This is a genomic window from Parafrankia elaeagni (assembly GCF_000374165.1).
Taxonomy (GTDB): Bacteria; Actinomycetota; Actinomycetes; order Frankiales; family Frankiaceae; genus Parafrankia; species Parafrankia elaeagni.
On record NZ_KB893713.1, the window covers coordinates 118,138 to 144,261 of the forward strand.

23 protein-coding genes are annotated in these 26,124 nt (G+C 71.7%); 10 read left to right on the top strand and 13 right to left on the bottom strand.

What is annotated here, in order from left to right; all coding sequences use genetic code 11:
- Positions 1-89 precede the first annotated feature (89 nt).
- Positions 90-1,970: a RecQ family ATP-dependent DNA helicase gene (locus B207_RS0108810; protein WP_018636165.1), complete on the top strand. Its 1,881-nt coding sequence runs from the start codon at positions 90-92 to the stop codon at positions 1,968-1,970.
- A 101-nt stretch (positions 1,971-2,071) separates the two neighbouring features.
- On the opposite strand, the gene B207_RS0108815 is transcribed toward B207_RS0108810, so the two are convergent.
- Complete coding sequence (locus B207_RS0108815; RefSeq protein ID WP_018636166.1) at positions 2,072-2,473, bottom strand: MmcQ/YjbR family DNA-binding protein; 402 nt, start codon at positions 2,471-2,473, stop codon at positions 2,072-2,074.
- 149 nt (positions 2,474-2,622) lie between these two features.
- Positions 2,623-3,225 carry a TetR/AcrR family transcriptional regulator gene (locus B207_RS0108820; protein WP_018636167.1) on the bottom strand — a complete coding sequence of 201 codons (603 nt, stop codon included), beginning with the start codon at positions 3,223-3,225 and terminating at the stop codon, positions 2,623-2,625.
- Positions 3,226-3,603: 378 nt separating this feature from the next.
- On the opposite strand from B207_RS0108820, the gene B207_RS0108825 reads away from it, so the two are divergent.
- Together B207_RS0108825 and B207_RS0108830 are read left to right on the top strand one after the other, a co-directional pair.
- A complete protein-coding gene (locus B207_RS0108825; RefSeq protein ID WP_018636168.1) occupies positions 3,604-4,419 on the top strand; it encodes a mycofactocin-coupled SDR family oxidoreductase in 816 nt (271 codons plus the stop codon).
- A gap of 102 nt (positions 4,420-4,521) precedes the next feature.
- Positions 4,522-5,211, top strand: a complete 690-nt coding sequence (locus tag B207_RS0108830) for a histidine phosphatase family protein (protein ID WP_018636169.1) — start codon at positions 4,522-4,524, stop codon at positions 5,209-5,211.
- Between the two features lie 75 nt (positions 5,212-5,286).
- On the opposite strand, the gene B207_RS0108835 is transcribed toward B207_RS0108830, so the two are convergent.
- The 3 genes from B207_RS0108835 to B207_RS0108845 all read right to left on the bottom strand — a co-directional run bounded on the left by B207_RS0108835 (position 5,287) and on the right by B207_RS0108845 (position 7,323).
- The gene (locus B207_RS0108835; protein WP_018636170.1) at positions 5,287-5,637 is read right to left on the bottom strand and encodes a hypothetical protein; all 351 of its coding nucleotides are present in this window, start codon (positions 5,635-5,637) and stop codon (positions 5,287-5,289) included.
- 214 nt (positions 5,638-5,851) lie between these two features.
- A complete protein-coding gene (locus B207_RS0108840; RefSeq protein ID WP_018636171.1) occupies positions 5,852-6,829 on the bottom strand; it encodes an NAD(P)-dependent alcohol dehydrogenase in 978 nt (325 codons plus the stop codon).
- Entirely contained in the window at positions 6,826-7,323 is a 498-nt protein-coding gene (locus tag B207_RS0108845; RefSeq protein WP_018636172.1) for a hypothetical protein, read from the bottom strand. Before B207_RS0108845 ends, B207_RS0108840 begins: the two co-directional genes overlap by 4 nt.
- A 210-nt stretch (positions 7,324-7,533) precedes the next feature.
- Between B207_RS0108845 and B207_RS40545 the strand changes: the two genes are divergently transcribed.
- A complete protein-coding gene (locus B207_RS40545) occupies positions 7,534-11,001 on the top strand; it encodes an AfsR/SARP family transcriptional regulator (protein ID WP_018636173.1) in 3,468 nt (1,155 codons plus the stop codon).
- A 4-nt stretch (positions 11,002-11,005) separates the two neighbouring features.
- Here the strand turns inward: B207_RS40545 and B207_RS0108855 are convergent, their stop codons facing one another.
- Both B207_RS0108855 and B207_RS0108860 read right to left on the bottom strand, forming a co-directional pair.
- Positions 11,006-11,272 carry an acyl carrier protein gene (locus tag B207_RS0108855; RefSeq protein ID WP_018636174.1) on the bottom strand — a complete coding sequence of 89 codons (267 nt, stop codon included), beginning with the start codon at positions 11,270-11,272 and terminating at the stop codon, positions 11,006-11,008.
- 15 nt (positions 11,273-11,287) lie between these two features.
- Entirely contained in the window at positions 11,288-12,100 is an 813-nt protein-coding gene (locus B207_RS0108860) for a ferritin-like domain-containing protein (protein ID WP_018636175.1), read from the bottom strand.
- Positions 12,101-12,385: 285 nt separating this feature from the next.
- Between B207_RS0108860 and B207_RS0108865 the strand changes: the two genes are divergently transcribed.
- The gene (locus B207_RS0108865) at positions 12,386-12,841 is read left to right on the top strand and encodes a peroxiredoxin (protein ID WP_018636176.1); all 456 of its coding nucleotides are present in this window, start codon (positions 12,386-12,388) and stop codon (positions 12,839-12,841) included.
- A 43-nt stretch (positions 12,842-12,884) separates the two neighbouring features.
- On the opposite strand, the gene B207_RS0108870 is transcribed toward B207_RS0108865, so the two are convergent.
- A complete protein-coding gene (locus tag B207_RS0108870; protein ID WP_018636177.1) occupies positions 12,885-14,078 on the bottom strand; it encodes a cytochrome P450 in 1,194 nt (397 codons plus the stop codon).
- Between the two features lie 331 nt (positions 14,079-14,409).
- Here B207_RS0108870 and B207_RS41210 point away from each other — a divergent pair, with 331 nt between their 5' ends.
- The gene (locus tag B207_RS41210) at positions 14,410-14,619 is read left to right on the top strand and encodes a dienelactone hydrolase family protein (RefSeq protein ID WP_018636178.1); all 210 of its coding nucleotides are present in this window, start codon (positions 14,410-14,412) and stop codon (positions 14,617-14,619) included.
- Between the two features lie 75 nt (positions 14,620-14,694).
- The gene (locus B207_RS0108880; RefSeq protein ID WP_026310847.1) at positions 14,695-15,612 is read left to right on the top strand and encodes a toll/interleukin-1 receptor domain-containing protein; all 918 of its coding nucleotides are present in this window, start codon (positions 14,695-14,697) and stop codon (positions 15,610-15,612) included.
- On the opposite strand, the gene B207_RS0108885 is transcribed toward B207_RS0108880, so the two are convergent.
- The 5 genes from B207_RS0108885 to B207_RS0108905 form a co-directional block, all read right to left on the bottom strand.
- Complete coding sequence (locus B207_RS0108885; RefSeq protein ID WP_018636179.1) at positions 15,540-17,063, bottom strand: toll/interleukin-1 receptor domain-containing protein; 1,524 nt, start codon at positions 17,061-17,063, stop codon at positions 15,540-15,542. The genes B207_RS0108880 and B207_RS0108885 overlap by 73 nt on opposite strands.
- A complete protein-coding gene (locus B207_RS33135; protein WP_154675223.1) occupies positions 17,044-18,276 on the bottom strand; it encodes an adhesin in 1,233 nt (410 codons plus the stop codon). Before B207_RS33135 ends, B207_RS0108885 begins: the two co-directional genes overlap by 20 nt.
- Positions 18,277-18,349: 73 nt before the next feature.
- On the bottom strand, positions 18,350-19,141 hold the full coding sequence (locus tag B207_RS0108895; RefSeq protein WP_018636180.1) for a MerR family transcriptional regulator: 792 nt from the start codon (positions 19,139-19,141) through the stop codon (positions 18,350-18,352).
- Positions 19,142-19,173: 32 nt separating this feature from the next.
- Positions 19,174-19,989: an ABC transporter permease gene (locus tag B207_RS0108900; RefSeq protein WP_018636181.1), complete on the bottom strand. Its 816-nt coding sequence runs from the start codon at positions 19,987-19,989 to the stop codon at positions 19,174-19,176.
- The gene (locus tag B207_RS0108905) at positions 19,986-20,942 is read right to left on the bottom strand and encodes an ABC transporter ATP-binding protein (protein WP_018636182.1); all 957 of its coding nucleotides are present in this window, start codon (positions 20,940-20,942) and stop codon (positions 19,986-19,988) included. The genes B207_RS0108900 and B207_RS0108905 overlap by 4 nt, the downstream gene beginning before the upstream one ends.
- A 180-nt stretch (positions 20,943-21,122) precedes the next feature.
- On the opposite strand from B207_RS0108905, the gene B207_RS33140 reads away from it, so the two are divergent.
- From B207_RS33140 to B207_RS36765, 3 genes are all read left to right on the top strand, one after another.
- On the top strand, positions 21,123-22,205 hold the full coding sequence (locus B207_RS33140; RefSeq protein ID WP_018636183.1) for a helix-turn-helix transcriptional regulator: 1,083 nt from the start codon (positions 21,123-21,125) through the stop codon (positions 22,203-22,205).
- A 161-nt stretch (positions 22,206-22,366) separates the two neighbouring features.
- On the top strand, positions 22,367-23,065 hold the full coding sequence (locus tag B207_RS0108915; RefSeq protein WP_018636184.1) for a flavodoxin: 699 nt from the start codon (positions 22,367-22,369) through the stop codon (positions 23,063-23,065).
- A 361-nt stretch (positions 23,066-23,426) separates the two neighbouring features.
- Entirely contained in the window at positions 23,427-25,244 is a 1,818-nt protein-coding gene (locus B207_RS36765; RefSeq protein WP_051102467.1) for a serine/threonine-protein kinase, read from the top strand.
- Positions 25,245-26,124 lie beyond the last annotated feature (880 nt).

The following is a 26,124-nucleotide window of genomic DNA, read 5'->3' on the forward strand; positions in this document are numbered from 1 at the left end:
CCCCGAGCCGCGCGCCCGAGCCGCGCGCCGGCCAGCGCAGGGCCCAGACCTCGAGTGAGGAGCCGTTGGCCGGGGTACACGTCTGAGCAATGCGGACTTTTCTGACACATCCCTGGGAGGCCTTCGGCCGCCTCCTCGATCGTCGGCCCGGTGGTCGGCCCGGCAGTCGGGTGCTTCCACGGCAGCCGTCGGCGGCGCCAGGCAGCCGGCCGGCGCCGCCGACGGCTGCCGGAACCGATGAAACTGACGATCTGCTCGACGCGGTGGCCTCCGCGGCGTTCGGTTTCGACGCTCTGCGGCCCGGGCAGCGCGCGGCGATGCGGGCGATCCTCGATCGTCGCGACACGCTGTGCGTGCTGCCGACCGGGGCGGGCAAGTCGGCCGTCTACCAGATTCCCGCCCTGCTGCTGGAGGGGCCGACCGTCGTCGTCTCACCGCTGATCGCGCTGCAGCGGGACCAGGTGCGCGGGCTGACCGCGCGGCTCGACAGGGCCCGTGCACACGACGGACCGTCGTCGGCGGGCGTGCCTACCTCCGACAGCACGGCAGTGATGGCGAACTCGCAGGTCAGCGCCAAGGCCGTCGCCGAGGCGTTCGACGCGATCCGTTGTGGCAACAGCGAGTTCCTGTTCCTGGCACCCGAACAGCTCGCCAAGCCGCGCGTCCGGAAGCTGTTACGGGAGGCCGCGCCGTCACTCATCGTCGTTGACGAAGCACACTGCATCTCGGCCTGGGGCCATGACTTCCGGCCCGACTACCTGCGGCTGGGTGAGGTCGTCGAGGATCTCGGCCACCCGACGGTGGTCGCGCTCACGGCGACGGCCGCACCGCCGGTGCGCCGCGAGATCGCCGAACGGCTGCGGATGCGGGAGCCGGCCGAGATCGTGCAGGGGTTCGACCGGCCCAACATCCACCTGGCTGTTCGTACCTTCGTCGAGGACGGCGACAAGCGCGCGGCCCTCGTCGAGTACGCGGCGGCACAGGCCAAACCCGGCATCGTCTACGCGGCGACCCGGCGCGCCACCGAGGAGATCGCCACAGAGCTCGCCGACCTCGGCCTGCACGCCCGGCCCTACCACGCCGGGCTCGCCGCCGGTGTGCGCCGGGAGGCGGAGGAGGACTTCCACTCCGGCCGCTGCGACGTCATCGTCGCCACCACCGCGTTCGGGATGGGCATCGACAAGCCGGACGTCCGCTTCGTCGCGCACGCCGACGTCCCCGACTCCGTCGACTCCTACATGCAGGAGATCGGCCGGGCCGGCCGCGACGGAAAGCCTGCGCTGGCCTGCCTGTTCTTCCGGCCCCAGGACCTGGGCCTGCGACGCTTCCTCGTCGCCGGGCCACCCGATCCGGCGGACCTGCGCCGGATCGCCGTCCTGATCGCGCACGCCGAGGAAGCAGTCACGATGCCACGCCTGGCCAAGGAGGCCGGGCTGCGTGACTCGGCGCTGCTCCGTCTGGTCGACCCGCTCGCGGAGGCCGGCGCCCTGACGGTGCGCGGCGACGGCACGGTGGCGGCCCCTCCGGACGCACCCGAACCCGAGGTCGCCGTGGCGAGGGCGATGGAACGGGCCGAGGTGCGGCGGACGTTCGACCGCTCCCGGGTCGACATGATCCGGGGGTACGCCGAAACCCGCGGCTGCCGCCGGCGCTTCCTGCTGTCCTACTTCGGGGAGTCGGTCGATCGCTTCGAGCCGGCCGGCTGCGGCGCCTGCGACACCTGCGACGGGCGGGACGGCGACCGGGCTTCCGCCGGCGCCGGGAGCGCCGAGGGTGGGGGCGGGCAGCCCGCACCGTTCGAGGCGGGCACCCGGGTGCGGCACGAGCGCTGGGGTGCCGGTCAGGTTGTCAGCGTCGACGGTGACCGCTTCACCGTCCTGTTCGACGACGCGGGCTACCGCACCCTCGCGGTCGAGGCGGTGCTGAACCGCGGGCTCGTCGTCCCGCTGCCCGCAACCTCGCCACCCTGATCCGCAGCCGGCACCAGAACCAGAACCGACACCAGAACCGGAACCGGAACCGGAACCAGAACCGGAACCGGAACGCGGCGAGCTGCGGCCCTGCGCGGGGTTCAGCCGAGGGTGATGTCGGACGAGTCGCTGGCGCCGGCCCCGTCGGGGCTGCCTACGAGCACGTCCGGCGCGCGCATCCGCCAGGCGTCGGTGACGAGCTCCGTCAGGCGGTCGACCTCCAGCTTCGCCAGGCGCACCATCACGAGAGGCGCGCCGCCATAGCCCGGGGCGGTGAAGAACAGATCGGGCTCGCCGCGCAGGAGCGCCTGCTTCTCCGCCTCGTCGCCGACGAACAGCACCGCGATGTCGGTCCGGATCACCCGCGGTTTTCCCGGCGTGCGCTCCGGATAGGACCAGACGAATCCCCTGTCCCCCACTCGGAAGTCAAAACCTTCGCTCTCGACCTCCACGACGTTCGGCAGACCCAGCGCCAACCGACGCACGTCATCGGCGTCAGCCACCGAGACCCCTCTCTGTCAGCGCCCTCGGGTGTCGCCTGTCTCCGAACGGCTCCGCGCCAGCCCGAAAATAGTACGCGCCCGCGACCGGCACTCGAGACCGCCGGGCCGCCGCGGGTGTACGACGGCCGTCGTCATGTTGTGGTGATGGCTCACTCGGCCGGACGGCGCTCCCGGCGGTCCTCCAGGCGGGCGACGAGGCGGGCCATCGCGTCGGCGGCCTGCTCGTGCGCGGTGTCGTGGCCGGCAGCCCGGTCGGCCACGACGGCGAACGCGAGTCCCTGCACCGCGGCGGCGACGAGGGCGGGCGGGAAGTCCTCCGGGTCGAGTCCGTACTCGCCGAGGATCGAGGCCAGGGCCTCCATCTGCAGCCGCCGCAGTTCCCGGGCCACCAGGCCGACTTCTGTCCGCAGCGCCGGCCGGTGGTTCGCCGCCGCCACGAACTCCACGATCAGCCCCGTTCCGCGCGGGTCGGAGACCAGCTCCCACCAGGCACGCAGCGGCTGGGGTGAGGACAGCGCCGCCCTGGTCCGGGCGAGCATCTGCTCCGCGCGCCGCCGCAGGACCGCCACGAACAGATCGTCGATCGTCGGAAAATAGTAATGCAGGAGCGGAGCGGTGATGTCGACGCGGGCGGCCACACTGCGGGAGCTGACCGCCGCATAGCCCTCGCTCAGCATGAGCTCCTCGGTCGCGTCGAGAAGGCGGCTCACCTTCTCCACGGTCGCCGCCCGGCGTCGGCGGGGCTCGGCCATGCACCTTCCTCCGGTAGACGGCGCCGGGTCCCGAACGCCTGGGGAGGTCCCATGATGGCGGACCCCCGACTCGGAGGCAGGCTCCACGCTCGCGGCGGGACTGTGGCGCAATCCCCACGACCACTGCCACCGCACCCGATCCGCCACCCGGATCCGGCGCCAGGGCGGGTCGGTTGACACCGATCGCGGGCGAAGTTAGAACGACTGTTAAAAATTAGAACTGCGCCCCGGACGCATCAGCCCTCCCGCCGGGACCCGCCCACAGCCACGAGACCCCGACACCGCACCGCCCACGCCCGCACCACCATCTCCACCACCACGCCATGCGCATGCCCATGCCATGCGCCATCCGACGTCACGTCACCTCAGGGAGAACTGATGGGAAAGCTCGACGGCAAGGTCGCCTTCATCACCGGGGCCGCCCGCGGACAGGGCCGCGCCCACGCACTGCGGTTAGCGCAGGACGGCGCCGACATCATCGCGATCGACCTCTGTGGTCCGGTCCGGTCGGTCGCCTACCCGATGCCCACGCTCGCTGACCTCGAGCAGACGGCGAAGGACGTCGAGGCCCTGGGCCGGCGGATCGTCACGCGGCAGGCGGACGTCCGGGACTTCGCCGGGCTGGAGAAGGCCTTCCAGGAAGGCGTGACCGAGCTCGGCCCGGTCCAGATCGTCGTCGCCAACGCCGGGATCGGCGCCGGTGGCGTGGCCACCGACGACGAGCAGTGGGAGGACGTCGTCGCCGTCAACCTCACCGGGGTGTGGAACACCGGTCGGGTCGCGATCCCGCAGCTGCTGGAACGCAACCAGGGCGGCTCGATCGTGCTGACCAGCTCCACGGGCGGCCTGGTCGGCGTCGGCATCCCCACCGCCGGGTTCCTCGGCTACACCGCCGCCAAGCACGGGGTCGTCGGCCTCATGCGGTCGTGGGCGAACTTCCTCGCTCCGTACAGCATCCGGGTGAACAGCGTCGCGCCGACCGCGGTCCGCACGCCCATGGCCGGTGACGGGAACCTGGCGAAGATCCTCGAGCTCGCCCCGCAGCTGGCCAGCGCGCTCACCAACGCGATGCCGGTCGACCTGGTGGAGCCGGAGGACATCGCCAACGCCGTCGCCTGGCTCGTATCGGACGACGCACGGTACGTCACCGGCACGGTCGTCCCCGTCGACGCCGGCCTGCTGAACAAGCGGTAACACCCGGGAACCAGCGGACCTGGCTGCCAGGGCGGCGGCCGAGCGCGTCAGCACGAGCGCGGATCCGCCGCCTCCCGAACGCCGGCGCTAAACTCGGCCGCGATGCGCCTCATGCTGCTCCGTCACGGCCAGACCCCCTCCAACGTCGCCGGTGCCCTCGACACCGGGCGGCCGGGAGCCGGGCTGACCGCCCTTGGCCACGCTCAGGCACGGGCACTCCCCGACGTCCTCCGCGGCGAGGCGATCTCGGCGGTCTACGCCTCGGTCCTGACCCGTACCCAGCTCACCGCGGCTCCCCTCGCCGAGGCCCGTGGGCTGGCGATCGGAGTCGAGGAGGGCGTCGAGGAGATCGGCGCGGGTGATCTCGAGCTGCGCAGCGACAAGGCCTCCATCACGACGTATCTCGACGTCATCACCGACTGGCTCCACGGCGATCTGGACCGCATGATGCCGGGCGGGCAGAACGGCCGCGTGTTCGTCGCCGGCTACGACGCCGCGATCGCGAAGGTCGCGGCGGCGCATGACGAGCGTGACACCGTCGTGGTCGTCAGTCATGGTGCCGCGATCCGGGCGTGGGTCGGCCTGCGGGTCGGCGGGGTCGGTTCCGTGGAGGACCGTTGGCTCTCGAACACCGGCCTGGTCACCCTCGAAGGCGACCTCTCGGCTGGCTGGAGCCTGACGCGGTGGCACGGCAAGCCGCTGGGCGCAGCCATCCTTCCTGACATCGCCGCGCACGACGTCACCGGCGCTCCGGTGCGCGAGGCCGTCTCCGAGGCCGGCGAGGCCGGGTAGCCGCCCGGGGCCGGGCGCACTCCCGCGGTCGGGGAGAAAGCAGCGCGCACGGCCCCGGATCAGGTCGTTGTCAGGTCAGGGTGCGTCGTTGCAGACCGACCTCGCGATGACGATGTGCTCGAGCCCGAGGAGATCGATCGCTATCGCATTGACGGCGAGAGTGCCGTCAGCCTCGACCGTCTGCTGGTTCAGGGTCAGCGAGCCCGGCCCGGCGGGGAGGGTGACGCCCGTCAGAATGACGGGAGAGGTGCCCGGGAAGGTGCTGACCACGAGCGGCCCGATGGGGAGGATCCCCGCTGCCTGGATTCCGACGGCCGTGTTGGGTGTTGCCGCGGAGGCGGACGTGGTCGTCGCGATGGTCGTCGCGATCGCCACACCGCCGGCGACAGCGAGAACGGCGGCACACCTGCCGCACGTCGTGTCCACATTTTCATGAATGTTCCCTTCTGCGAGTCAAGGAACGCAGGCCACGGCATCACCGGTCGGAACACAGGCCTCGTACCGGGACATGGAGGTTCATCACCGAAGACGCGATCGGATTTCTATCGGCCCATACACGTCTCCGCGGTGACGGAGACGAGGCCAGCGGAGGCCCGACCTCTGTTCATGTCACCAGAAGTGGCCGAGAAGCTGAGGTCTGTCAGGACACCGTGACGACGACCTTGCCCCTGGCGTGGCCTCGTTCGACGTAACGCAGGCCTTCGGCGACATCGGCGAGCGGGTACATCCGATCGAGGACGGGCGAGAGCGTTCCCTTCTCGACAGCCTCGGTGACCGCGAGCAGAAAAGATCTTTCGCGCCGATCCGGCAGCGGAGTCAGCCGCTGCCGCACGACACAGTTGACCGCGACCGCCCGCAGCGTCGAACCGACCGCGCCGAACACGCGCCCGGGCGAGCCACCCGCGTTGACCACGAGGGTTCCGTTCCGTACCAGCGCGCCACGCAGCTGGCGCAGCGGCCGGTTGCCGACGTTGTCGAGGATCACGTCGTACGGGTCGTCGGTGTCGGTGAAGTCGGCCGACGTGTGGTCGACGACGGAGGACGCACCGAGGGAGGCCACCAGGTCGACGTTCCCGGCGCCGCACACGCCGGTGACCTCGGCGCCCGACGCTGCCGCGAGCTGGACCGCGAAGGTGCCGACACCGCCGGCGGCCCCGTTGACGAGGACACGCTGGCCCGCCCGGACGCGGCCGACGTCCCTGATCCCGCGCAGCGCGGTCGTCGCCGCGATCGGCATGGCGGCGGCCTGCTCGAAGGACAGGGCCGCCGGCTTGGGCACGACCAGCTCCGGCGAGGTCAGCGCGTACTCGGCGAAGGCGCCCGGGCAGTAGCCGAGTACCTCGTCCCCGGGCCGCAGCCCGGTGACGTCGCGACCGACAGCCTCGACGCGGCCCGCCGCGTCCAGACCGGCCACCAGCGACTTCGGCCGGGTCAGGCCCATCCCACCGAACAGCCGCGCGACGAGCGGATCGCCGCGGAGCATGTGCCAGTCATACGGGTTGAGCGCGGCGGCCCGCACCGCCACCAGGACGTCGTCCGGGCCGGGTTCGGGGACGTCGATGTCGGCCAGCCTCAGGACGTCCGGCGGGCCGAACCGCTCCTGCACGATCGCCTTCACCGGGCGTCCCGGAATCGTCCGGTGGCGGCGGGCGCCGAGACCGCGCCCGGCGCGGCGAGCACGGACAGGCCGGCGGACACAGGCGGCGCGGCGGGCACCGACAGCGCCGCGGGCACAGACGGCGCGACGGTCAGCCTGGGAGGCGCCGACCGTCCGATCACGGACCCGACCAGCATGGCGACGCTGATACCGATCTGGGCCACCCACCACGCTCCGATCTGATGGTGGTCCCATGCCGGGCACACCGCCGACACCAGGACGAAGCCGCCGCTGCCATAGGCGGCGGGGGTGAATCCCCAGCGCCGGCCGGCCAGCAGAGCCAGAAAGGCGACCAGCAGGAGCAGCAGGGTGGCGACGATCAGCACGTCCGCCCAGGCCGGCTGCGTCGGCGGTCGTTCGTGCCGCGGTGGCTGGAGGGCCCCCACGGTCACGAATCCGGCGAACAGCGCAGCGGCCCAGCCGCGGGAAAGCTGTCGGGACTGAAGTGCGTGCATGGGCCGAGACTGCCGCGCCCGTGTTGTGCGATCCGCTCGAACGGGTCGAGTTTCTGTTGAGTCCGTCGGTGGGTCCGTCGGTGGGTCCGGCCGGCTGTTCCGGAGAGCGGCGCGGCCAGGAAAGTCATACTGGGCCGGGAAGCCCTCGGGGCTCCTTTCCGTGATCTTCCGAGGTCTCCCCCGGGCGAGGACAGAGCAGGGAGCGGCGCGGTGCTGCAGATCCGTCTACTCGGTGGAGTCGGCGCCGTCACGCCTGACGGCCGCCCGGCACAGGTCGGGCCGGCGAAGTGCCAGGCGCTGCTCGCGGCACTCGCCCTGTCGGCGGGCAGGGCGGTCCCGGTGTGGCGGCTGACCGAGCTGGTCTGGGGTGACGCCCCGCCGAGAACGGCCGACCGCACGCTCGCGTCGTACGCGACGAGGCTGCGCGGCGCGCTGGGCTCCAGCTCGATCGAGCGCGCCGGCTCGGCCTACCGCCTGGACGTCGACCCCGACGCGGTCGACGTCCTCCGGTTCCGGCGGCTGGCCGAGGCCGGCGAGATCGAGGCGGCTCTCGCCGAGTGGACGGGCACCCCACTGGCCGGTCTGGTGGCCCCGGGGCTGACCGCCACGGTCAACGGCCTGATCGAACAGTGGCTGGCGGTCGTGGAGGCGGATCTCGAGCATCGGGTCGAGCTCGACACGTCCACCGTCATCGGCCAGCTGACCGAGCTGACCGCCACCTATCCGTTCCGCGAGGGCCTGTGGGCACTGCTGATGACGGCGCTCTACCGGGCGGGCCGCCAGGCCGACGCCCTCGCCGCCTACCGCACAGCCCGTGGACGTCTCATCTCCCAGCTCGCTGTCGAGCCCGGGCCTCGGCTGCGGGAGCTCGAGGCGTCCATCCTCGGTCACGACGGACGGCTGGCCAGGCCTGCGGCGCCAGATACGTCAGCAGTCGCCGCAGCCGCCGCAGCCGCCGCGGCGGCGGGCACGGCGGCGGCGGGCACGGCGGCGGGCACGGCAGTGGCGGCGGCGAGACCGTCCGGGACCGTGACGTTCGGTTTCTGCGAGGTGGCGGACGCGGGCCGCTGGTGGGCGTCGCACCGGCACGAGATGCCGCTGGCCCTGGCTCGCCACGAGGTTCTCGTCCGGACCGCCGTCGACCGTCACGGCGGCCAGGTCTTCGCCAGCGGCGGCGACTCGTTCGGCGCGGCCTTCCACCGCGCAGCCGATGCTGTGGCGTGGGCGCTGGACCTGCAGGCGGCGGCGCGCGACGAGGCCTGGCCGGCCGGCATGGCCCTCCGGGCCCAGCTCGGCCTGCACACGGGTGAGACCGACGAACGGCGCCACGGCTACTTCGGACCCGCCGTGAACCTGGCCGCCCGGCTGGCCGCGGCCGGGCACGGCGGGCAGGTGCTCGCCTCCGCCGCGACCGCGCTGCTGCTCGATCGCGACGACCTTCGGGATCTCGGTACCCACCGTCTCGACGGCGTGGTGTCCGAGCAACGCCTCTACCAGGTCGGCCACGGCGAACACCCGCCACCGCGAACGGAGGACGGCCGCCGCGGGAACCTGCCACGCAGGCTGGGCCGCCTGCTCGGGCGGGACGCCCTGCTCGACACGGTCGAGAAAGCGCTGACCGCGACCCCCGTCGTGACCCTGGTCGGCCCGGGCGGCATCGGCAAGACCCGGCTCGCCGTCGCGGCCGCGGCCCGCCGCTCCGACCTGGACGGCACCTGGCTGATCGAGCTGGCCGAGATCACCAGCTCCGACGACGTCCCGCGGGCGGTGGCGACCCCGCTCGGCATCACCGAGCTGGCCGGACGGGATCTGAACGACTCGGTCGTCACCGCGCTGCGACCACGCCGAGCGCTGCTCCTGCTCGACAACTGCGAACACGTCGCCGCCGGGGCGGCGAAGCTCGCCGCGGCCATCGCCGAGGGCTGTCCGGACGTACGGGTGCTGGCCACCTCCCGGGAGGCTCTCGGCCTCGGCCACGGCCACGAACGACTCGTCGCGGTCGGGCCGCTGGAACCGTCCGGGCCCGGGGCGGAGCTGTTCGAGGAGCGGGCCACAGCCCTGTCTGCCGGGTTCGACACCTCGGCGAACCGCCAGGCCGTCGAGGAGATCTGCCGCCGGCTCGACGGAGTGCCGCTGGCCATCGAACTGGCCGCGGCCCGGACGACCACCCTCGCTCCGGCCGATCTGCTCACCCGGCTGGACGATCATCTCCGGCTGCTCGTCGGTGGGCCGCGCACCGCCGCCGAGCGGCACCGGACGCTGCGTGCCACCATCGCCTGGTCCTACGACCTGCTCAGCGCAGCCGAGCGCCGGCTGTTCCAACGGCTGTCGGTGTTCGCGGGACCGTTCGACCTCAGCGGCGCGACGGCGGTCGCCGTCGACGGCACCGACGGCACCGGTGGCATCGGTGGAGCCGGTGGAACCGGTGGAACCGACGTGGACCAGGTGGTGGGAACCCTCGTCGCGCGTTCGATGCTGGTCGTCGACTCCGGGCCGTTCGGGCCGCGGTTTCGGCTGCTGGAGACGATGCGGCAGTTCGCGGCCGAACGGCTGGCCGAGACCGGCGAGACCGAGCTCGTCGCCGAACGGCACGCCCTGTGGTGTCTGGAGGCGGCCGCCCGGGTGCAGGTTCTGCTGGCGGGCCAGGCCGAGGTAGAGGGGGTGGCCCGCCTCGACGAGCTCTGGCCCAACCTGCGGGCCGCCTTCGACTGGGCGTGCGCCGCGAAGAGGCAGGCGCTCGCCCACGCGCTCGTCCGCCGCGTCGTCGTCGAGATCGTGCGCCGCAGCCGCAACGAGATCGGTGACTGGGTCGAACGGCTACTGACCATCTCACCGCCCGACGACGAGCTCGTCGTCTTCGGGCTCACCTGGGCGGCGCAGCGCTACAAACTGAGCCGGCGCGACGTCGCCTACGAACGCCTCGTCGAGCGCTACGGCGAACCGGACCACCCGCTGGTCCACCACGCACGGGCGTCGGTCTACCAGGACTACGCGGCGCACGGCGTCTGGGCGACTCCGGCCATCGCGGACCTGCGCCGACGGGGCGACGACGACCTGGCCGAACAGTTCGAGCTCGACGCCGGCGCGGCACTGCTGTTCACCGGGCGGTTCGCCGAACACGACCGGTTCACCACGGCTCTGGTGCACCGGTACCGCGCCCAGGGACCTCCGACACTGCTCAACCTGACCCTGGTGATGCTCGGCTACTCCGCCTCGCTGCAGGGCGACCTCCCCCGCGCCAACCGGCTGTTCGACGAGGCCGTCGGGGTGACGGTGCCGCAGCGCACCCATTCCCCGAACCGGGTCGTCGAGGCGGGGGCGGTCTTTCGGCGCGGGGACCGGGCGCGGGCCTTCGGCATCCTGCGCGGCCACATCGACCAGCTTCTCGACGACGACAACATGCAGGCCGCCTGCGTCACCAGTGTCGAGTTCATCAACATGATGGCAGCCGTCGGCCGACTGCCCGACGCCGCGCGGATGCTCGGCTTCCTCGCGACGACGGGCCTTCTCGACGCACCTGACTGGAACACCCTGGTGGACGGTGCCGCCACGGCGATCGCCGCGCAGCCCCACCTCGGTCCGGAGCGGGAGCAGGCGTGGGGGCGTGCGCTGGACGACCGCGAGGCGCTCGAGTACATGCGCGAGGTACTGCGGACACTCGCCGACGCCGACGCCTGACCTCTCAGACGGTGGTCGCCGCGAGCGTCGCGAGGACGACGCGGACAACGTCGTTGACGGAGGCCAGGGAGAAGACGTCCTCGTCCTCGATCTCGATGTCGTAGGTGCGTTCGATGCGCGAGATCATGACGAGGACCTTCATCGAGTCCGCGCCCTGAAGGGTGCGAAGGTCGAGGTCGGGCGTGAGCGTCTCGGCCGGCGTGCCGAGCTCACGGGCGACGATGCCCGTGACGGTGCTGAGAACCTCGGATTCGGAGGCGGACGGCGTCATCGTGGCTCCTTCGGGTCAGGACGAGAGCTCGGCCATGGCGTGGCGGATCGCCGAGTTCCGGCTGAGGTCGCGGCCGACCGCCGCCCCGAGCATGCGGCGGAGTTTGGCCTGCAGCTTCTCCTGCGCGTCCGGCGGGGAGATCTGGAGAAAGACGTCGATCACGTCGTCCACGGTCTCGTGGTCACGCATCTCCTCGACCCGCTGGTGCTTGTAGACACCGACCGGATGGTTCAGCCGCGGGTTGGTGACGTAGAAGTGGATGCGCTCCAGCACCGACTTCAGTTCGTGCGGATGGTCCGCGAGGCGGCGCTTCAGGTAGAAGAGGAACTCGCGGGCGTGGCCGGCCTCGTCTCGGCTCGCCCGGAGGAAGAGGTCGGCCAGGACGGGCTCCTCCACCCACTCCGCCAGGGCCCGGTAGGCCGTGTTGACGATGATCTCCGAGATGACGTTCGTGGTCAGTGTCGCGCTCGGCGTGATGCCGGCCTCGTACGGTTCGCGCAGCGCCTCGATCCGGTCCTGGTCGATGTGCACACCGACCGCCCTGAGCCACGCGCGGAAGGCGTAGTGGTGCTGCAGCTCCTGGTACGCCCAGATCGCGACGAACGCGGAGCAGTCGTAGTCGTCGGAGAACTCGCTGAGAAAGCCGTGCAGCCCCGGGAGCGAGGTCGCCTCGCCCACGACGACTCCACGGACCAGGGCTATGTAGGCGGGCTGGACGAGCTCCCGCCGGACGGTGTCGAGACCGAGGTCGCAGACTTTCCACTGGAGCCGTTCGTAGTGCTCGAAGACGTCGAAGCTGTGTGATCTCTCGGCGGTGGAAGACGGCATGGGCTGAGCTCCTCCCGGGCTTTCGCGCAGGCCCGCGCCGCTCCACGATGGAAGGCTTCCGGGATCACCACAACCTGGATTTGATCTCTCAATCGATCAATCCGCGCGGCACTGTCCGGGCCGCCGGGCCGGCGGACCGGCGGACCGGCGGACCGGCGGCCGGGCCGGGCTCGTTGCGAGAGCGGCGACAGCCCTCGACGAAAGTATTTATGCCACCAGACTGGGAACGTAATAGGCTCACGCCCAGTTCGTACCAAGGGGTATGACAACCGGGAGGGACACCGCATGGACGTGGGAGACAAGGTCGGGGAGCTGACGGGAGTCGACGAGACAGGGGCCGAGCTGCGCTTCTCGGATCTGCTGGCGAAGGGCCCGCTGGTGGTGTTCTTCTACCCGGCCGCCATGACGTACGGCTGCACCAAGGAGAGCTGCCACTTCCGTGACCTGGCGGAGGAGTTCGCCGCCGTGGGCGCCGGGATCGTCGGTGTCAGCGCCGACGACGTGGCCAAGCAGGCGCAGTTCAGCGCGAAACACACACTCGGGTTCCCGCTGGTGGCCGACACGGACAGGTCCATCGCGGAGGCGTTCGGGGTCCGGCGCCGGCGGGGCCCCAACAAGCGGTCGACGTTCGTCGTGGGCTCCGACCACACCGTGATCGCACGTATCGACTCCGAGTTCGCGATGGGCCGCCATGCCGACCAGGCCCTCGAAGCACTGCGATCGGCCAAGAACCCGGCCTGACACGCGGCGAGCGACAGCAAAGGGTGGGGCCGGGGCGACGACGTCAGCGGACCCTGAGGGGAAGGCTTTCCCAGCCACGCATGGTCGAGGTGGAGGAAAGCGCCGCGTTGTCCCAGTCCACCTCCCACTCCTGGAACCTGTTGAGGAACTCGGCGAGCGCGATCCGACCCTCGAGCCTCGCCAGCGCGGCACCCAGGCAGTAATGGGTCCCGAGCCCGAAGGTGATGTGCTGGTCGATCCTGCGGCGGATGTCGTAGCGCTCGCCGCCGTCCCATCGCCGCTCGTCGCGGTTCGCCGACGCGACCAGCATCATCATCGCGCTGCCCGCCGGCACCGTCTGGTCATACAGCCGCACGTCGCGCGTGACGTAGCGGGCGACGGCATGGCCGGTCGGCTCGAAGCGCAGTGTCTCCTCGATGGTGTTCGGAATCAGGTCGCGGTGCGCGAGAAGGTCGGCACGCTGGTCGGGGTAACGCACGAGCAAAGCGACGAGCCAGCCGATCAGGCGCGCGGTCGTCTCGTTGCCAGCGCCGGCCAGCACCGTGACGTAGGTCAGGATCTCCTCGCGGGTGAGCGTGCGCCGGACACCTTTCTCGTCCTCGAACTCGGCGCCCAGCAGCTCGGTCATCAGGTCGTCGGAGGGATGCGCGGCCCGCCAGTCGATGTAGTCCGCGAACAGCTCGGTGTCCATGAGCGCGGCCCCCGACACCTTCATCTGCCCGCCGGACTCGGTGCGCAGCCTGGCGTCGGCGCGTTCCCGGACCGCCAGCTGATCCTCCTCGGGGATGCCGAGCAGCATGCCGATGACGCGCATCGGGACCTCGTTGGCGAAGGAGGTCATGAGGTCGAACTGGTCCACTCCCTCGAGCCGGTCGAGACAGCGGACGCAGTACTCCTGGATCGCCGACTCCAGCGACAAGACCCGGCGGGGCGTGAACACCCGCGCGAGCAGGCGCCGGTGGATGTCATGGATCGGCGGATCCTCCATGAGTAACGTGCCCGGCGGAATCTCGACATTCGCCTTGATGATCTCCAGAATCGGCCCCCTCGACGAGGAGAAGGTGGGCCAGTCGACGAGTCCGCTGTTGACGTCGTCCCAACGGCTGAGTACCCAGAAATCGTGCTGGCTGTTGTGCCACAGCGGCGCCTCGGCACGCATCCGCCGGTAAACCGGATACGGGTCGTCGGCGATCTCACGGTCGAACGGATCCCAGTACACCGTGGTCATGTCGGTCATCGGAACCTCCCGGGACGGCAGCGCCTGCGCGCTTCTTTGAACACGCATTCAAACTTCGGCGGCACCCGCCGTCAAGAAGATCGACGGTCCGGCCGGACGAGACTGTGGGGCCGCCCGCGAGGAACGGCTTCTGGGATGCTGGGCGACGAAGCCCACGCAGAAACCCGCACCGAAGCCCGCGCGAAGGCCGACGGAGGCTCCATGCGCACCGAGAACATCGAGTACACCTGCCGGGACCTGCGCCTCATCGGTGAGCTTTCCCTCGACGAGAGCCGGCCCGGCCCGCGCCCGGCGGTTCTGGTCTGTCACGGCGGCGGCGGCCTGAACGGGAATGCCCGAGCAACGCCGGGCCTTCGAGGCGGAGATGCACGCCGCCGGGGTCGCCTGGCAGATGCACCTCTACGGCGGCGTGGGCCACTCCTTCACCGACCCGTCCCACGACGGTCTGCGCCCCGGCATCCGCTACGACCGTCGCTCCGACGAACGTTCCTGGAAGGCGATGATCGACCTGTTCGAGGAGGTTCTCCCGGCCTCCCGCTGAGCCGGTTGCCCATCGCGCCCGGTGACGCTGGCTGACGGGAGCCGCCCACGTGAGTCTGTTGGAGACGGTGGCATCGTGACGACGCACCTCCCCGGCACGCCGGACCTCCCGGAAGCGGATCCCCCGCCCGCGGAGCCACCGGCTGGCTGGCCGACCGGCGACCTCCCGCTGAGCCGGTCGGACCTGCAGCGGTTCCGGACCGAACTGGCGACTGTCGCACCGGACCGGACGTCGGCGGAGATGCTGCTCGGCGAGCTCGGCGTGCCACCGAGGCGCCTGCCGTCGTTCCACAGCACGTCGGAGCACGCCTGGTTCGAGGTGTTCCGGGCGCTCGAGGCCGGGATCGTGGCTCAGCCCTGCCGGCGACTGCTGGCAGCGGCCCTCGCCCGCTACCCGGCCAACGGTGTCTTCCGCGATCTTCATGACCGCTTCCTGGCCGGCCGGCCGGGTGACCCCGCCCCGTCGATGACGGGCGCAGGCCGGACATCGCCGCCGCCACCACTACCACCACCCGCGTCACCCGCGTCACCCGCGCCGACGGCACCACCGCCGCACGCACCGACGGTGTTCCTGGCACACGATGGAGAGGAGCAGAGCAAGGTCCGGGCGTTGGCCGAGCTGCTGACAGCGGCGGGCTTCACTCCGTGGGTCGGATCCGAGATGGTGACCGGCGGCTCTCGACGGGATCTGGTCGTGCGCCGCGCGGTGCTGGACTGCGACTTCTTCGTGCCGTGCCTGTCAGCCCGGGTGCTGGGTCGCCCCAGCCAGCTCCATCGGGAGATCAGGATCGCGCTCGACCGCGCGGACGAACTCCCCGACCATGTGGTGTTCATCGTGCCGGCACGACTCGACGAGTGCGACCTGCCAGCGGATCTGCAGGAGTACCAGTGGGTCGACCTGTTCGCGGCAGGTGGGATCGATCAGCTGCTCCGGGCGCTGCGCGCGTCGACTCCGAGCGCCCGGAACAGCCGTTCCGGGCCGTCGGGCCGGTAGAAGCGAACCGGCTCGAGATGGTCGAGCCGGGTGGGCAGGCCGCACTGCTCGTCGAGCAGGACCGGGACGACGAAAGTCCGCCCTTCCGGCATCTCCTCGGCGACGTCGAGCGCCAGGCGCAGCTGCCGTTGCAGATCACCGGCCCGCCCGACGGACTCCGTCGACAGGCACACCACGACGTAGCGGCTCTGCCGGATGGTCCGCCGCATCTCGAGCCGGCGATCGGCCCCACCGAGCAGATCGACGTTGGCCCGCCACGGGTCGAAACCCGCGAGCCTCAGGTGCCCGTCGACCAGGTCGGCCGCCCGTGCGTCGGACTCGTCATGGGCGATGACGACGGCAAATGAGGCACCGACGCCGCTCGCCGCGGCCTGGCGTCGTCGCGGCCCGTCGAACAGCGGACGCCGATCGGCGACCTCGTACGGCAACCGGAACACCGCTGCCGTCTCGGTCAGGTCCGCGATCTCGGTCAGGAAGCGTTCGCCCGGGCCCAGGTTGCCCGGCGGAACCCCCAGGTCGTAGGTACGGTCCAGCCAGTCGAGACTCATCGTCGTGATGTTGGTCCAGGCCGTGTGCAACTCGCCGCCCATCGGGCGAGCCACCGCCGCCCCGCCGGCGAATCCGGTGCCCGCCGCCATGGGAGTGATGGTCGCGGCCACCCGCTCTCCCAGGTCCGGGTCAATCGGCGCGGCGGCGGCGAGTGAGATCCGGATGCGGAACACCCGGTCGACGTAGCGACGCACCGCGGCGTCGTACAGCGGCCGCGCCGCCGCCGCGAACGGGTCGGCGGGGAAGCGCACCGGGCTGGCCGCCGGAGTGGCGTCCCGGGAGAGGGCGGCGTACTGGCCGGCCAGCCCGGCCAACGCCGCCTGTTCGCCCGGTCCCAGGCGGTACGGCTCGACGCAGACGCCGAGCAGCGTGCCGTCCGGCCTGGCCAGCAGCTGTTCCCAGGTCGCCTGCCAGTCGCCACCGCCGGTGTACGGCGACACGGCGACGCACACCCTGCGTTCCGCCCGCCGGGACCAGGACCAGGCGACAGCCTTGCGGATCTCGACCATTCCCTCGCTGCGCGGGTGCAGCGGAGCCAGCAGCTGCACGACGGCCGCCGAGTCGAGCACGGGCGTGACACGAACGTGGTCCGGAGCGGCGGCCAGCCGGTCCCGCAGCGCCAGTACTCGGCGCACGGCGGCGCGCCGGTCAATGTCGTAGGCCTGCGCGAGCAGAACGCAGGTCAACCACTCCGAGCCGGGGAAGGTTATGTACCGCACCTCGAAACGAACGGGGTCAGCGACATTCCACAGCCCGGCGAGCCACACCTGTTCCGCCGTCGCCGCCTCGGAGACGCTCGCCCGCACCGGCCTGACCGGCTCGACCTCGGCTGCGGCCCATGCCCAGTGACCGCCGTCAGCTCCTGAGACGACGTGGGTCCCGTCACCTGGCCCGATCGTCATTGCCGTCGCGCCCTCGATCGAACGGATAGCCGCCACTGTCTGGCCCGACCGGAGCGCCGGGCGGGACGGGTGGAACAGGCGGGGCGGGCGGGGGCTGGAACGGAGGCTGGTGCGAGAACCTCTGCTGGTCAGCTGCGGTGTGGGACGCCCCCGGATCGTGTTGCGGCATCGGAGCGTGCTGCGCCGCCTGGTGTGACGTGTCCAGCCAGCTCGGCCCCGGCGGCTGGGGCGCCCGGGGCGCCGACGCAAACGGATGTGGCGAGAAGGGGGACGGCGCCGTGCTGGGCGCCGACGGAATTCTGCTGCGTTCCTGCGGGTGCGGAAAACCGAACTCGAGAGGCACGTCGCGCTGCTCGTAGGCGACGAAAAGCCCTTCCCGGCAGGCGGAGTGCACGGCCTCGCGCATGGCCCTCGGACGTTCGGTGCGCAGCATCCGCAGTTCAGGGCTGTTGCGCCCGAGCATGCCGCCGAGGATGTCGGAGAAGAACTGCCCGATGAGCTGCCACCCGCGACGCGAGCGCCACATCATCCAACCGAGATAGAGGCTCGTGCCGTAGGCGAAGACCGAGACGTAGGCGACATAGAAGTTCTCGTGCAACACGAGACGGTAGCGCACGCCGTCGCGCGGCGAGCCGGTGTCGACCGGCCGTACCTCGGGATGGATCGGCATCCGGCGCGTTCGGAGCGCACCGGCGATCTGGCTGTAGGTGGACGTCGCGCTGCCCGCCCGGTCACCGAGAAGCACCCGCCATTCCGCGACGGGTTCGGGCACCCTCATTCCCAGCAGCACCACGAAGAAGGCGATGGTGGACATTATCATCGCGACGACCAGCAGACCTCCGGCCGCCTCCTCACCACTACCCGCCGACGCAAACAACACGAGCAGGAAGAAGACAAAGAAGACGAGTGCACTGGCGACACCTGCGCTCAGGAACATCAGAATAATCGTCCGGGGACTGACGCCCTCGTCGAGTGCGGTTTCGATTCCGCTGTGCCTGAGGTTCTTGTCCAGGTACGCCACGTCGACGTTGCTGCCGTCCCAGCCTGGGACCGACACCGTCCACTGCGGCGCCGCGCCTGGGTGAGAGCCGTACTGATCGACCATTGTGGCCCCGTTCCACTTAGTCGTTTGACGCGCATCAACCGACCCGACCTTCGCCGGGTCGGCCATCGATGCCAGAACTTTACGCCACGTCGCGACGATTCTCGACACCAGGGCAGAACCAGGGCATTCGTGTTGCTAGTCAGCAGTTTCGCCGGCGCTCCGGGTGCGGCGCACCGGTGCCTTACTCCGCCGTCGGCGGCGCTCGGCGCTCTTTCGGGGAGATCCGTTCGAGCTTTGTCCAGCCGCGCCAGCCGCGCTCCTCGAGCAGTTTCAGGAGCCGGCGCGCGATCGGCATCGAGTCGAGGAAGACCGAGTCGAGGAGCTGCGCGAGCTCGTCGGGCATCACCTCGTCGTAGTTCTCCCACCCCTCGGCGTCGGCCTCGATGAGGGCGACGAGCCGGTCGGCGATGGCCTCCACTCGCGGGTCGTCCGCCTCCCAGCCGGCCGCGGCGATGAGATCATGGTAGAACCGGAGCGTCGCCGGGTCGTCGAGCTGCTGCTGCTTCAGCGTCATGTAGAGCGGCATGTGCTCCGGGAGCTGGGCGGCGACCAGGATCCAGGCGTCCCGCTCGCCCTCGATCATCTGCTCCGGCAGGCCGAGCTCGCGCATCCGGTCGAGGTAGGCCACCGCCTCCGGCGGCAGGGCCAGGCTGTCCCCGGCCGCCAGCTGCGCGATCCGTTCCCGGTGCCGCTGCCGCTCCCTGATCTCCGCACGCAGGCGCCGGTCGATGTCGACGATGGCGGCGTTGAACTCCTCCTCGCCCGCGCCGAGCAGCTCGCGGACCCGCGCGAGCGGGACGCCGGCGCTGGCGAGCGTACGGATCCTGATGAGCTCGACGACGGCCTGGGCGCCGTAGCACCGGTAGCCGGAGTGATCGCGCTCCGGCTCCGGCAGGAGACCCTTGGCGTGGTAATGCCGCACCGCGCGCACGGTGACGCCGGCGTACGACGCCAGCTGGCTGATCGTGAGCACGCGTCAGTCTCCTACTCCCCTGCCAGCCTCCCCTACTTCGTGGGCACTCGGAGGAACAGCCGGCGCGACCAGAGGTAGCCGAGCAGGGCGATCAGCGCGCACCATCCGATCGCGAGCCACAGGTCGGTGCCCGTCTCCGTGCCCGTGACGAGTGCGCGCAGAGTGTCGATCATCGGCGTGAAGGGCTGGTGCTCCGCGAACTGGCGCAGGCCGGCGGGCATCGCGTCGGTCGGCACGAAGCCGCTGCTGATGAACGGCAGCATCACCAGGAACAGCGGGGTGTTGCTCGCCGTCTCGACGCTGTCCGCCGCCAGGCCCAGGCCGACGGTCAGCCAGGTGAGCGCGAACGCGATGAGGACCAGCAGCGCGACCGCGCCGAGCCAGCCGAGCGGGCCGGCGTCGGAGCGGAACCCGAGCAGGAACGCGAACGCCGCCACGATCACCACGGCGAAGCCGGTCCGCAGGACAGCGCCCAGCACGTGGCCGGTGAGCACCGACGCCCGGGCGATGTCCATCGTGCGGAACCGGGCGATGATCCCGGTGGTCATGTCGGTCGCGGTCGAGATCGCGGTGCCGAGCGCGACACTGGCGACCGTCATGATGAGAATGCCCGGCGTGATGAACACCAGGTAGTCGCCGCGGTCCCCGCCGCCGCCCTGGCCCGGCAGGCCGGCACCCTGGCCCGGCAGGCCGGCGCCGAGGGTCCCGCCGAACACATACACGAACAACAGCAGGAACACGATCGGCTGCGCGACCAGCATGATCGACAGCGAGGGGTAGCGGCGGATGTGCAGCAGGTTGCGCCGCAGCATCGTCGCCGAGTCACGGACGGTGTAGGCGGTGCTCATGCCGGGATCTCCTCTGCTGCGGGCGTCTCGGCCGCGCGGCCGGTCAGCGCGAGAAACACGTCGTCGAGGTCGGCGGACCCGACCGTCAGCCCGGCGACGCCCTCGTCGTCCAGGCCGTCGAGCACGCGGCGCAGCCCGGCGACGCTGCCGTCGGCCGGCATCTGCAGGGTGAGCGCGTCGACGTCGGAGGTGGCCTCCGGATGTGCCGCCGCTGCCGCGGCCAGCGCCGCGGCGTGCGTGAACTGCACCGACACGTGCCCGCCGGGCACCCGCCGTTTCAGCTGGGCCGCCGTGCCCTCGGCGACCAGCCGGCCCCCGTCGAGGACCCCGATCCGGTCGGCCAGCTGGTCGGCCTCCTCGAGGTACTGCGTCGTCAGCAGCACCGTCACGCCGTCGGCGACCTGCTCGCGCACGATCGCCCACAGGCCGCGACGGCTGCGCGGGTCGAGACCGGTCGTCGGCTCGTCGAGGAAGATCAGTCGGGGCCGGGTGATGAGCGTCATCGCCAGGTCCAGCCGCCGCTTCATGCCGCCCGAGTAGGTCTGCGCCCGCCGGTCGGCGGCGTCGACGAGGTCGAAGCGCTCCAGCATCACGGTCACGGCGGCGGCGGTGGTCGCCCGGCCGAGGTGCGTCAGTTCGGCCATCAGCCGCAGGTTCTCGCGGCCGGTCAGCAGCTCGTCGATCGCGGAGAACTGACCGGTGACACCGATCGCGGCCCGCACCCCGCCAGGGTCGCGCCGCACGTCGAAGCCGGCGACGCGGATCTCGCCGGCATCCGGGGCCAGCAGGGTGGAGAGAATGTTGACGATGGTCGTCTTGCCGGCGCCGTTGGGCCCGAGGAGCGCATAGACGGTGCCCTCCGGGACGGTCAGGTCGACGCCGTCCAGCACGGTGTGGTCGCCGTAGGATTTGGTGAGTCCGACGACCTCGATCGCGGGCCTGGTAGCGGTCATGCCGCCATGCTGGGGCCCTGACGCAGGGTCAAGGTCAAGCCGCGTCACGGGAGACGCCGCGGCGCGGGGAAGCGGCGCGGGGAAGCGGCGCGGGGCGGGGCCACGGTGCGGGGCGACACCACGGTGAGGGATACCGGCGGGGACTCCCACCCGCTCGGGTCCACGCCTACTGTCAGGCACATGGCAGGCAACACTGGTGACCACCGCAGCGAGGCGCGCGAGTTTCTGACCTCCCGCCGCGCGCGGCTGTCCCCGCGACAGGCGGGCCTGGTCGCGTTCGGCGACAACCGCCGGGTACCCGGCCTGCGCCGCGAGGAGGTCGCGGCTCTCTCCGGGGTCAGCGTCGTCTATTACACCCGCCTGGAGCGCGGGAACCTCGTCGGCGCCTCCGAGTCGGTGCTCGGAGCGATCGCCGGCGCACTGCAGCTGGACGACGCCGAACGCGAGCATCTGTTCGACCTGGCCCGGGCGGCCAACGCCACCACCTCGGCCCGGTCCCGAGCGGGCGCGGGGCGGGCACGGGTGCCCGCCGGTATCCAGCGGGTGCTCGACGCGATCACCGACGCGCCGGCGGACGTGCGCAACGGCCGCCGTGACATTCTCGCGTCCAACAAGCTCGCCCGCGCGCTGTACAGCGACATCCACGCCGAGACCACCCAGCCGCCGAACGTCGCGCGGTTCACGTTCCTCAATCCGCGAGCGCGGGACTTCTTCGTCGACTGGCACACGGCCGCCAGCGACATCGTCGCGAGCCTGCGGATCGAGGCCGGTCGCCATCCGTACGACAGGCCGCTGTCCGACCTCGTGGGAGAGCTGTCCACCCGCAGCGAGGAGTTCCGCGTCCGATGGGCGTCGCACAACGTGCGGCACCACACCATGGGTACCAAGAGGATGCACCACCCGGTTGTCGGCGAGATCGAGCTCGCCTACCAGGCGCTGGTGCTGCCCGGTGACATCGGCATGAACCTCTACGTGTACACCGCCGCGCCGGACTCCCCGGCGCAGGAAGCACTGCGGTTCCTGGCCAGCTGGGCCGACAGCCACACCCCGGCCGCCAGCCACACCCCGGCCACCACCAGCCGCCCCACGGCCGACAGCCGCCCCACGGCCGACGGCCACAGCGCTACCAACGGCCACAGCGCTGCCGACGGCCACAGCGCTGCCGAGGACCACAGCGCGTCCGGCAACCGCCCCGTTCCCGGCGGCGCCACCCCGTTTGGCAGTGGCGTGGCCGGGGACAGACGGCGCACCGCCAGGCCCTGAACCATCCGAACCATCCACCACCGGACCATCCGCGCGTCGCCGCGGGCGGGCAGCGGCAGCGAACCCGGTCGCCCCGCCGCCGGATGGATCGGCGTGGGCCATCCCAGCAAGGAGGCTCGCCATGACCGCCCCGACCCCCACCCGACGATGAGCGCCCGACGGTGAGCGCGATCTCGACCCGCAGGGCGCTGCTCGGCGCGGCCCTGGCGGCGGCCGCCGCGGGGCCCGCGCTCGGCGGCTGCTCATCCTCCTCCGACCCGGAGCCCCGCTCACGCGACGACGCCACCGCGCGGGGAAGCACGGCTGGGACAGCCTCCCCTGACCCCGCACCGGCCGGACGGGTGCTGCTGGCGTACTTCTCCCGGGCCGGCGAGAACTACCACTACGGCGGGCGCCGGAACCTCACCGTCGGCAACACCGAGGTGTTGGCGGGCATCATCGCTGACCGCATCGACTGCGACGTCCACCGCATCGAGGCCGCCGACCCCTACCCGGACGATTACGAGGCCACGGTCGCGCGCAACGTCCGGGAGCAGAACGCCGATGCCCGCCCGGCGATCGCCGGCTCCGTGCCGTCCCTCGACAGTTACGACGTGGTGCTGCTGGGCAGTCCCATCTGGAACGTACGACCACCGATGATCATGTGGACGTTCGCCGAAGCGCTCGACTTCACCGGCAGGATCGTCCATCCGGTCGTCACCTACGCCGTCAGCGGCCTGGGCCGCGCCGCCGATGACTACGGCCGTGCCTGCCGCGGAGCGGCCATCGGTGATGGTCTGGCCGTGCTCGGCGAGACCGTCGCCGACGCCGACCAGCAGGTCGCGACCTGGCTCACCCGCACCGGCCTCCACCGCGGCTGAGAGCGCTTCACCGCGACTGAGAGCAGCGGCAGAGGCCCGGGAGGGACGCGGGCGCGGTGCGGCGCATGGTGGCCGGTGTGCGGCAGGGTGACCACCGGTGACAGCCCCGCCTCTCCACGCAGCAAGTAGAAAGCACCCTGTGCGGAGAGTGTGCGGGCGGGTGCCACTTGCCGTTGAACGACGAGCCGGCAGCCGGCGCAGATCGCAGGCAGGCCCGAGGGCCGGCACGGGATGGCGCGCGTATCGATGGTGACCGGTGTGGCCACCACGTCGGCCGTGAGGGTCGCACCGGATCATGGGGACCGGGGATCGGGTGGTTAGGCTCGGAGTGAGCTGATTGCCCGTCATGTGAGGAGCCTGGATGCCGGCGGCGCTCGTCGCTTCCGACCCTGCCGTCGTGGGGCGGTACCGGCTCCGGGCGCGGCTCGGCTCCGGCGGGATGGGGGCCGTGTACCTGGGCGTCGACCCGGCGGGCCGGCCGGTGGCGGTCAAGATGATCCGGCCCGATCTGGTCGCCGAGGCCGATCTCCGCGAGCGGTTCCGCCGCGAGGTGGCGGCCGCGCGCCGGATCCGCGGGACCTTCGTCGCCGCGTTCGTCGACGCGGACGCCGAGGCCGAAAGCCCCTGGCTCGTGACGGAGTACGTGGAGGGGCTCAGCCTGACCGCCGCGGTGGGGCGGCACGGCGGTCTCGAGGAGGCCCAGCTCGTCGCGCTCGGCTGCGGCCTGGCTACCGCCCTGCTCTCGATGCACTCAGCCGGCCTGGTCCATCGCGATCTCAAGCCGTCGAACGTCCTGCTCGGCACGACCGGTCCGAAGATCATCGATTTCGGCATCGCCCGCGCGCTCGACGGCACCGCCCACACCGGAACCGGCGCCGTTCTCGGCACGGTCGCCTGGATGGCCCCCGAACAGCTGCTGGGAGAACGGGCCGGGCCGGCGGCGGACATCTACGCCTGGGCCATGTGCCTGCTCTTCGCCGCCCGCGGCCGCCATCCCTTCCCCGCCGAGGCACCCGCGGCGATGGCGATGCGGATGCTGCGGGACTCCCCCGATCTGACGGGCGTGCCGGGTCACCTCGTCCCGGTGCTCACGCGCGCGCTCCAGAAGAACCCGGCGCACCGTCCCAGCGCGGACGAGGCGCTCTGCGCGCTGCTCGGTGTCGAGATCGCCAGCCTGGCGGTCGCGCAGGACGTCACGCTGGGTGCGATGGAGCAGCTGTGGGTCCCGTGGGCACAGCCGTTGCTGACCTCGCCCGCGAGCGGGATCCGGCCCCCGGCCCACCGCCGGGACGAGCCTGCGGCGATGGACCCCACGAGCGTGCAGGCAGGCACGCCGGCCGCCGGTCCAGGATCAGGACCGGGACCGGGACCGGGCTTCGCCCCCGGTTCCGCCTCCGCTCCCGGCTCCGGCTCCGGCTCCGGGGAGCGGACCCTGGTCGAGCCCGGCCGCCCGGCCCGGCGACGGCGAGCCCGCCTGGTCGCCACAGCCGCCGTGGCCGCCGCCTTCGCCGGCGGTGCGTTCACCGCGTTCGCGGTGAGCGGCGGCCTCGGGGACCGGGGCGAGGGCCGGACAGCTCCGCGTCCGCAGCCGGCCGGGACCGCCGCCCCGGACAGCTCCGGCCGACCGACCGGCGCGGAGGATGCGACACCGGCCGGCCGGCCCACGCTGTCAGGCGGCCCGGCGGACGGCGTGCGCCTGGCGGCTCCGGCGAAGTCCCCCGGGGCGTCGGTGGTCTCGTCCGCCGGTCCTGGCCAGACGGGCGCCGTGCCAGCCGTCACCACAGCGCCCACCACCGCCCCGGCGCCCTCCCCCGCCGCGGTTCCCCTCGTCCGGTACTACAACGGCGCGGACCACACGGCGCTGACGGGCCCCGCGCCAGGCGGCTACTGGGCCGAGAGCGTGCTCGGGTCGGTCTACCAGTCCGGCGACGTTCCGGGCACCCACCCGCTCTACGCCTGCTGGATCGGCGCCAACTCCTTCACCTCGGGCAGCCCGGACTGTGAGGGGCAGCAGGTCGCGGGCGTCCTCGGCTGGGTCTACGCCTCGCAGCCGTCCGCCCCGGCCACGAGGGCGATCGTCCGCTGCCGCACGGGCAGCGGCGACCACTTCGTCTCCCCGGACGGCGCCTGCGAAGGCCAGATCGTCGAAGGCCTGCAGGGCTACGTTCTCACCGGCTGACCCGTGACTGTCGAAGCCGGCCGGTGGCGGCCGGTGGCGGCCGGGCAGTCCGAGGTCCCCGGCGGAAAACGCTCGTCGCCCCCGTCGCTCCAAGCAGCGCGAACGGCGTCAGGGAGGTTGCGGCACGCGGCCGAGCCATACCGGAAAGGCATATCTGGACGTCGGCATTTGTATTGGCGACCGCGGTAGGTGACGTCCTAGCATCAGCTTGACCGAGGCCGTTTCGTTCGACCTCGACGCCCGTTCCGGGCATCAGGGGTGAGGAGCGATCACGATGACGCCTGACGATGCCCAGCGGACCCGGCCTCGGCCGGTCCTGGCGACGCCGTCGCAGATCCTCGCCGAGGAGACCCTGCTGGAGATCCTCGAGGACACCCCGCTCAAACGCCTGCAGGCCGACCTGCGCGACCAGCTCGCCGCGACACCGCGCGGGCAGTCCCCGGCGGGCGCGGCCACCCTCGACGAAGCGGTCTCCCAGTGGTCCAACTCTCTGATCATGGCCGAGATCGCGAACTTCCTGCCGCTGCCCTCCCAGCTCTGGGTCACCGACGACACCCCCCGCGAATGGCTCGGCCACACCCTGCCCGGCGTCGGCACCTCCGGCGACAACCCGGACGCGATCTACCGGATCGCCTCCATCGACGGAGACCGGCGCTTCGAGGTCCTCGGCCGGTTCGACCCCGCCCACCGACCCGCACAGNTCAACATCGAGCTGCACCGCGGCACCAAGGTCACCCCGCCGAACCTGNTCAACAACACCGACCTGACCCCCCTCGCCAGCATCACCGACCGTGACCTACAGATCGCGCCGGACGGGTCCTTCCGCATCACGATCGGCCCGAAGGAGGAGAGCCCCGTCCACCTCCTGTCAGCGCCCGGC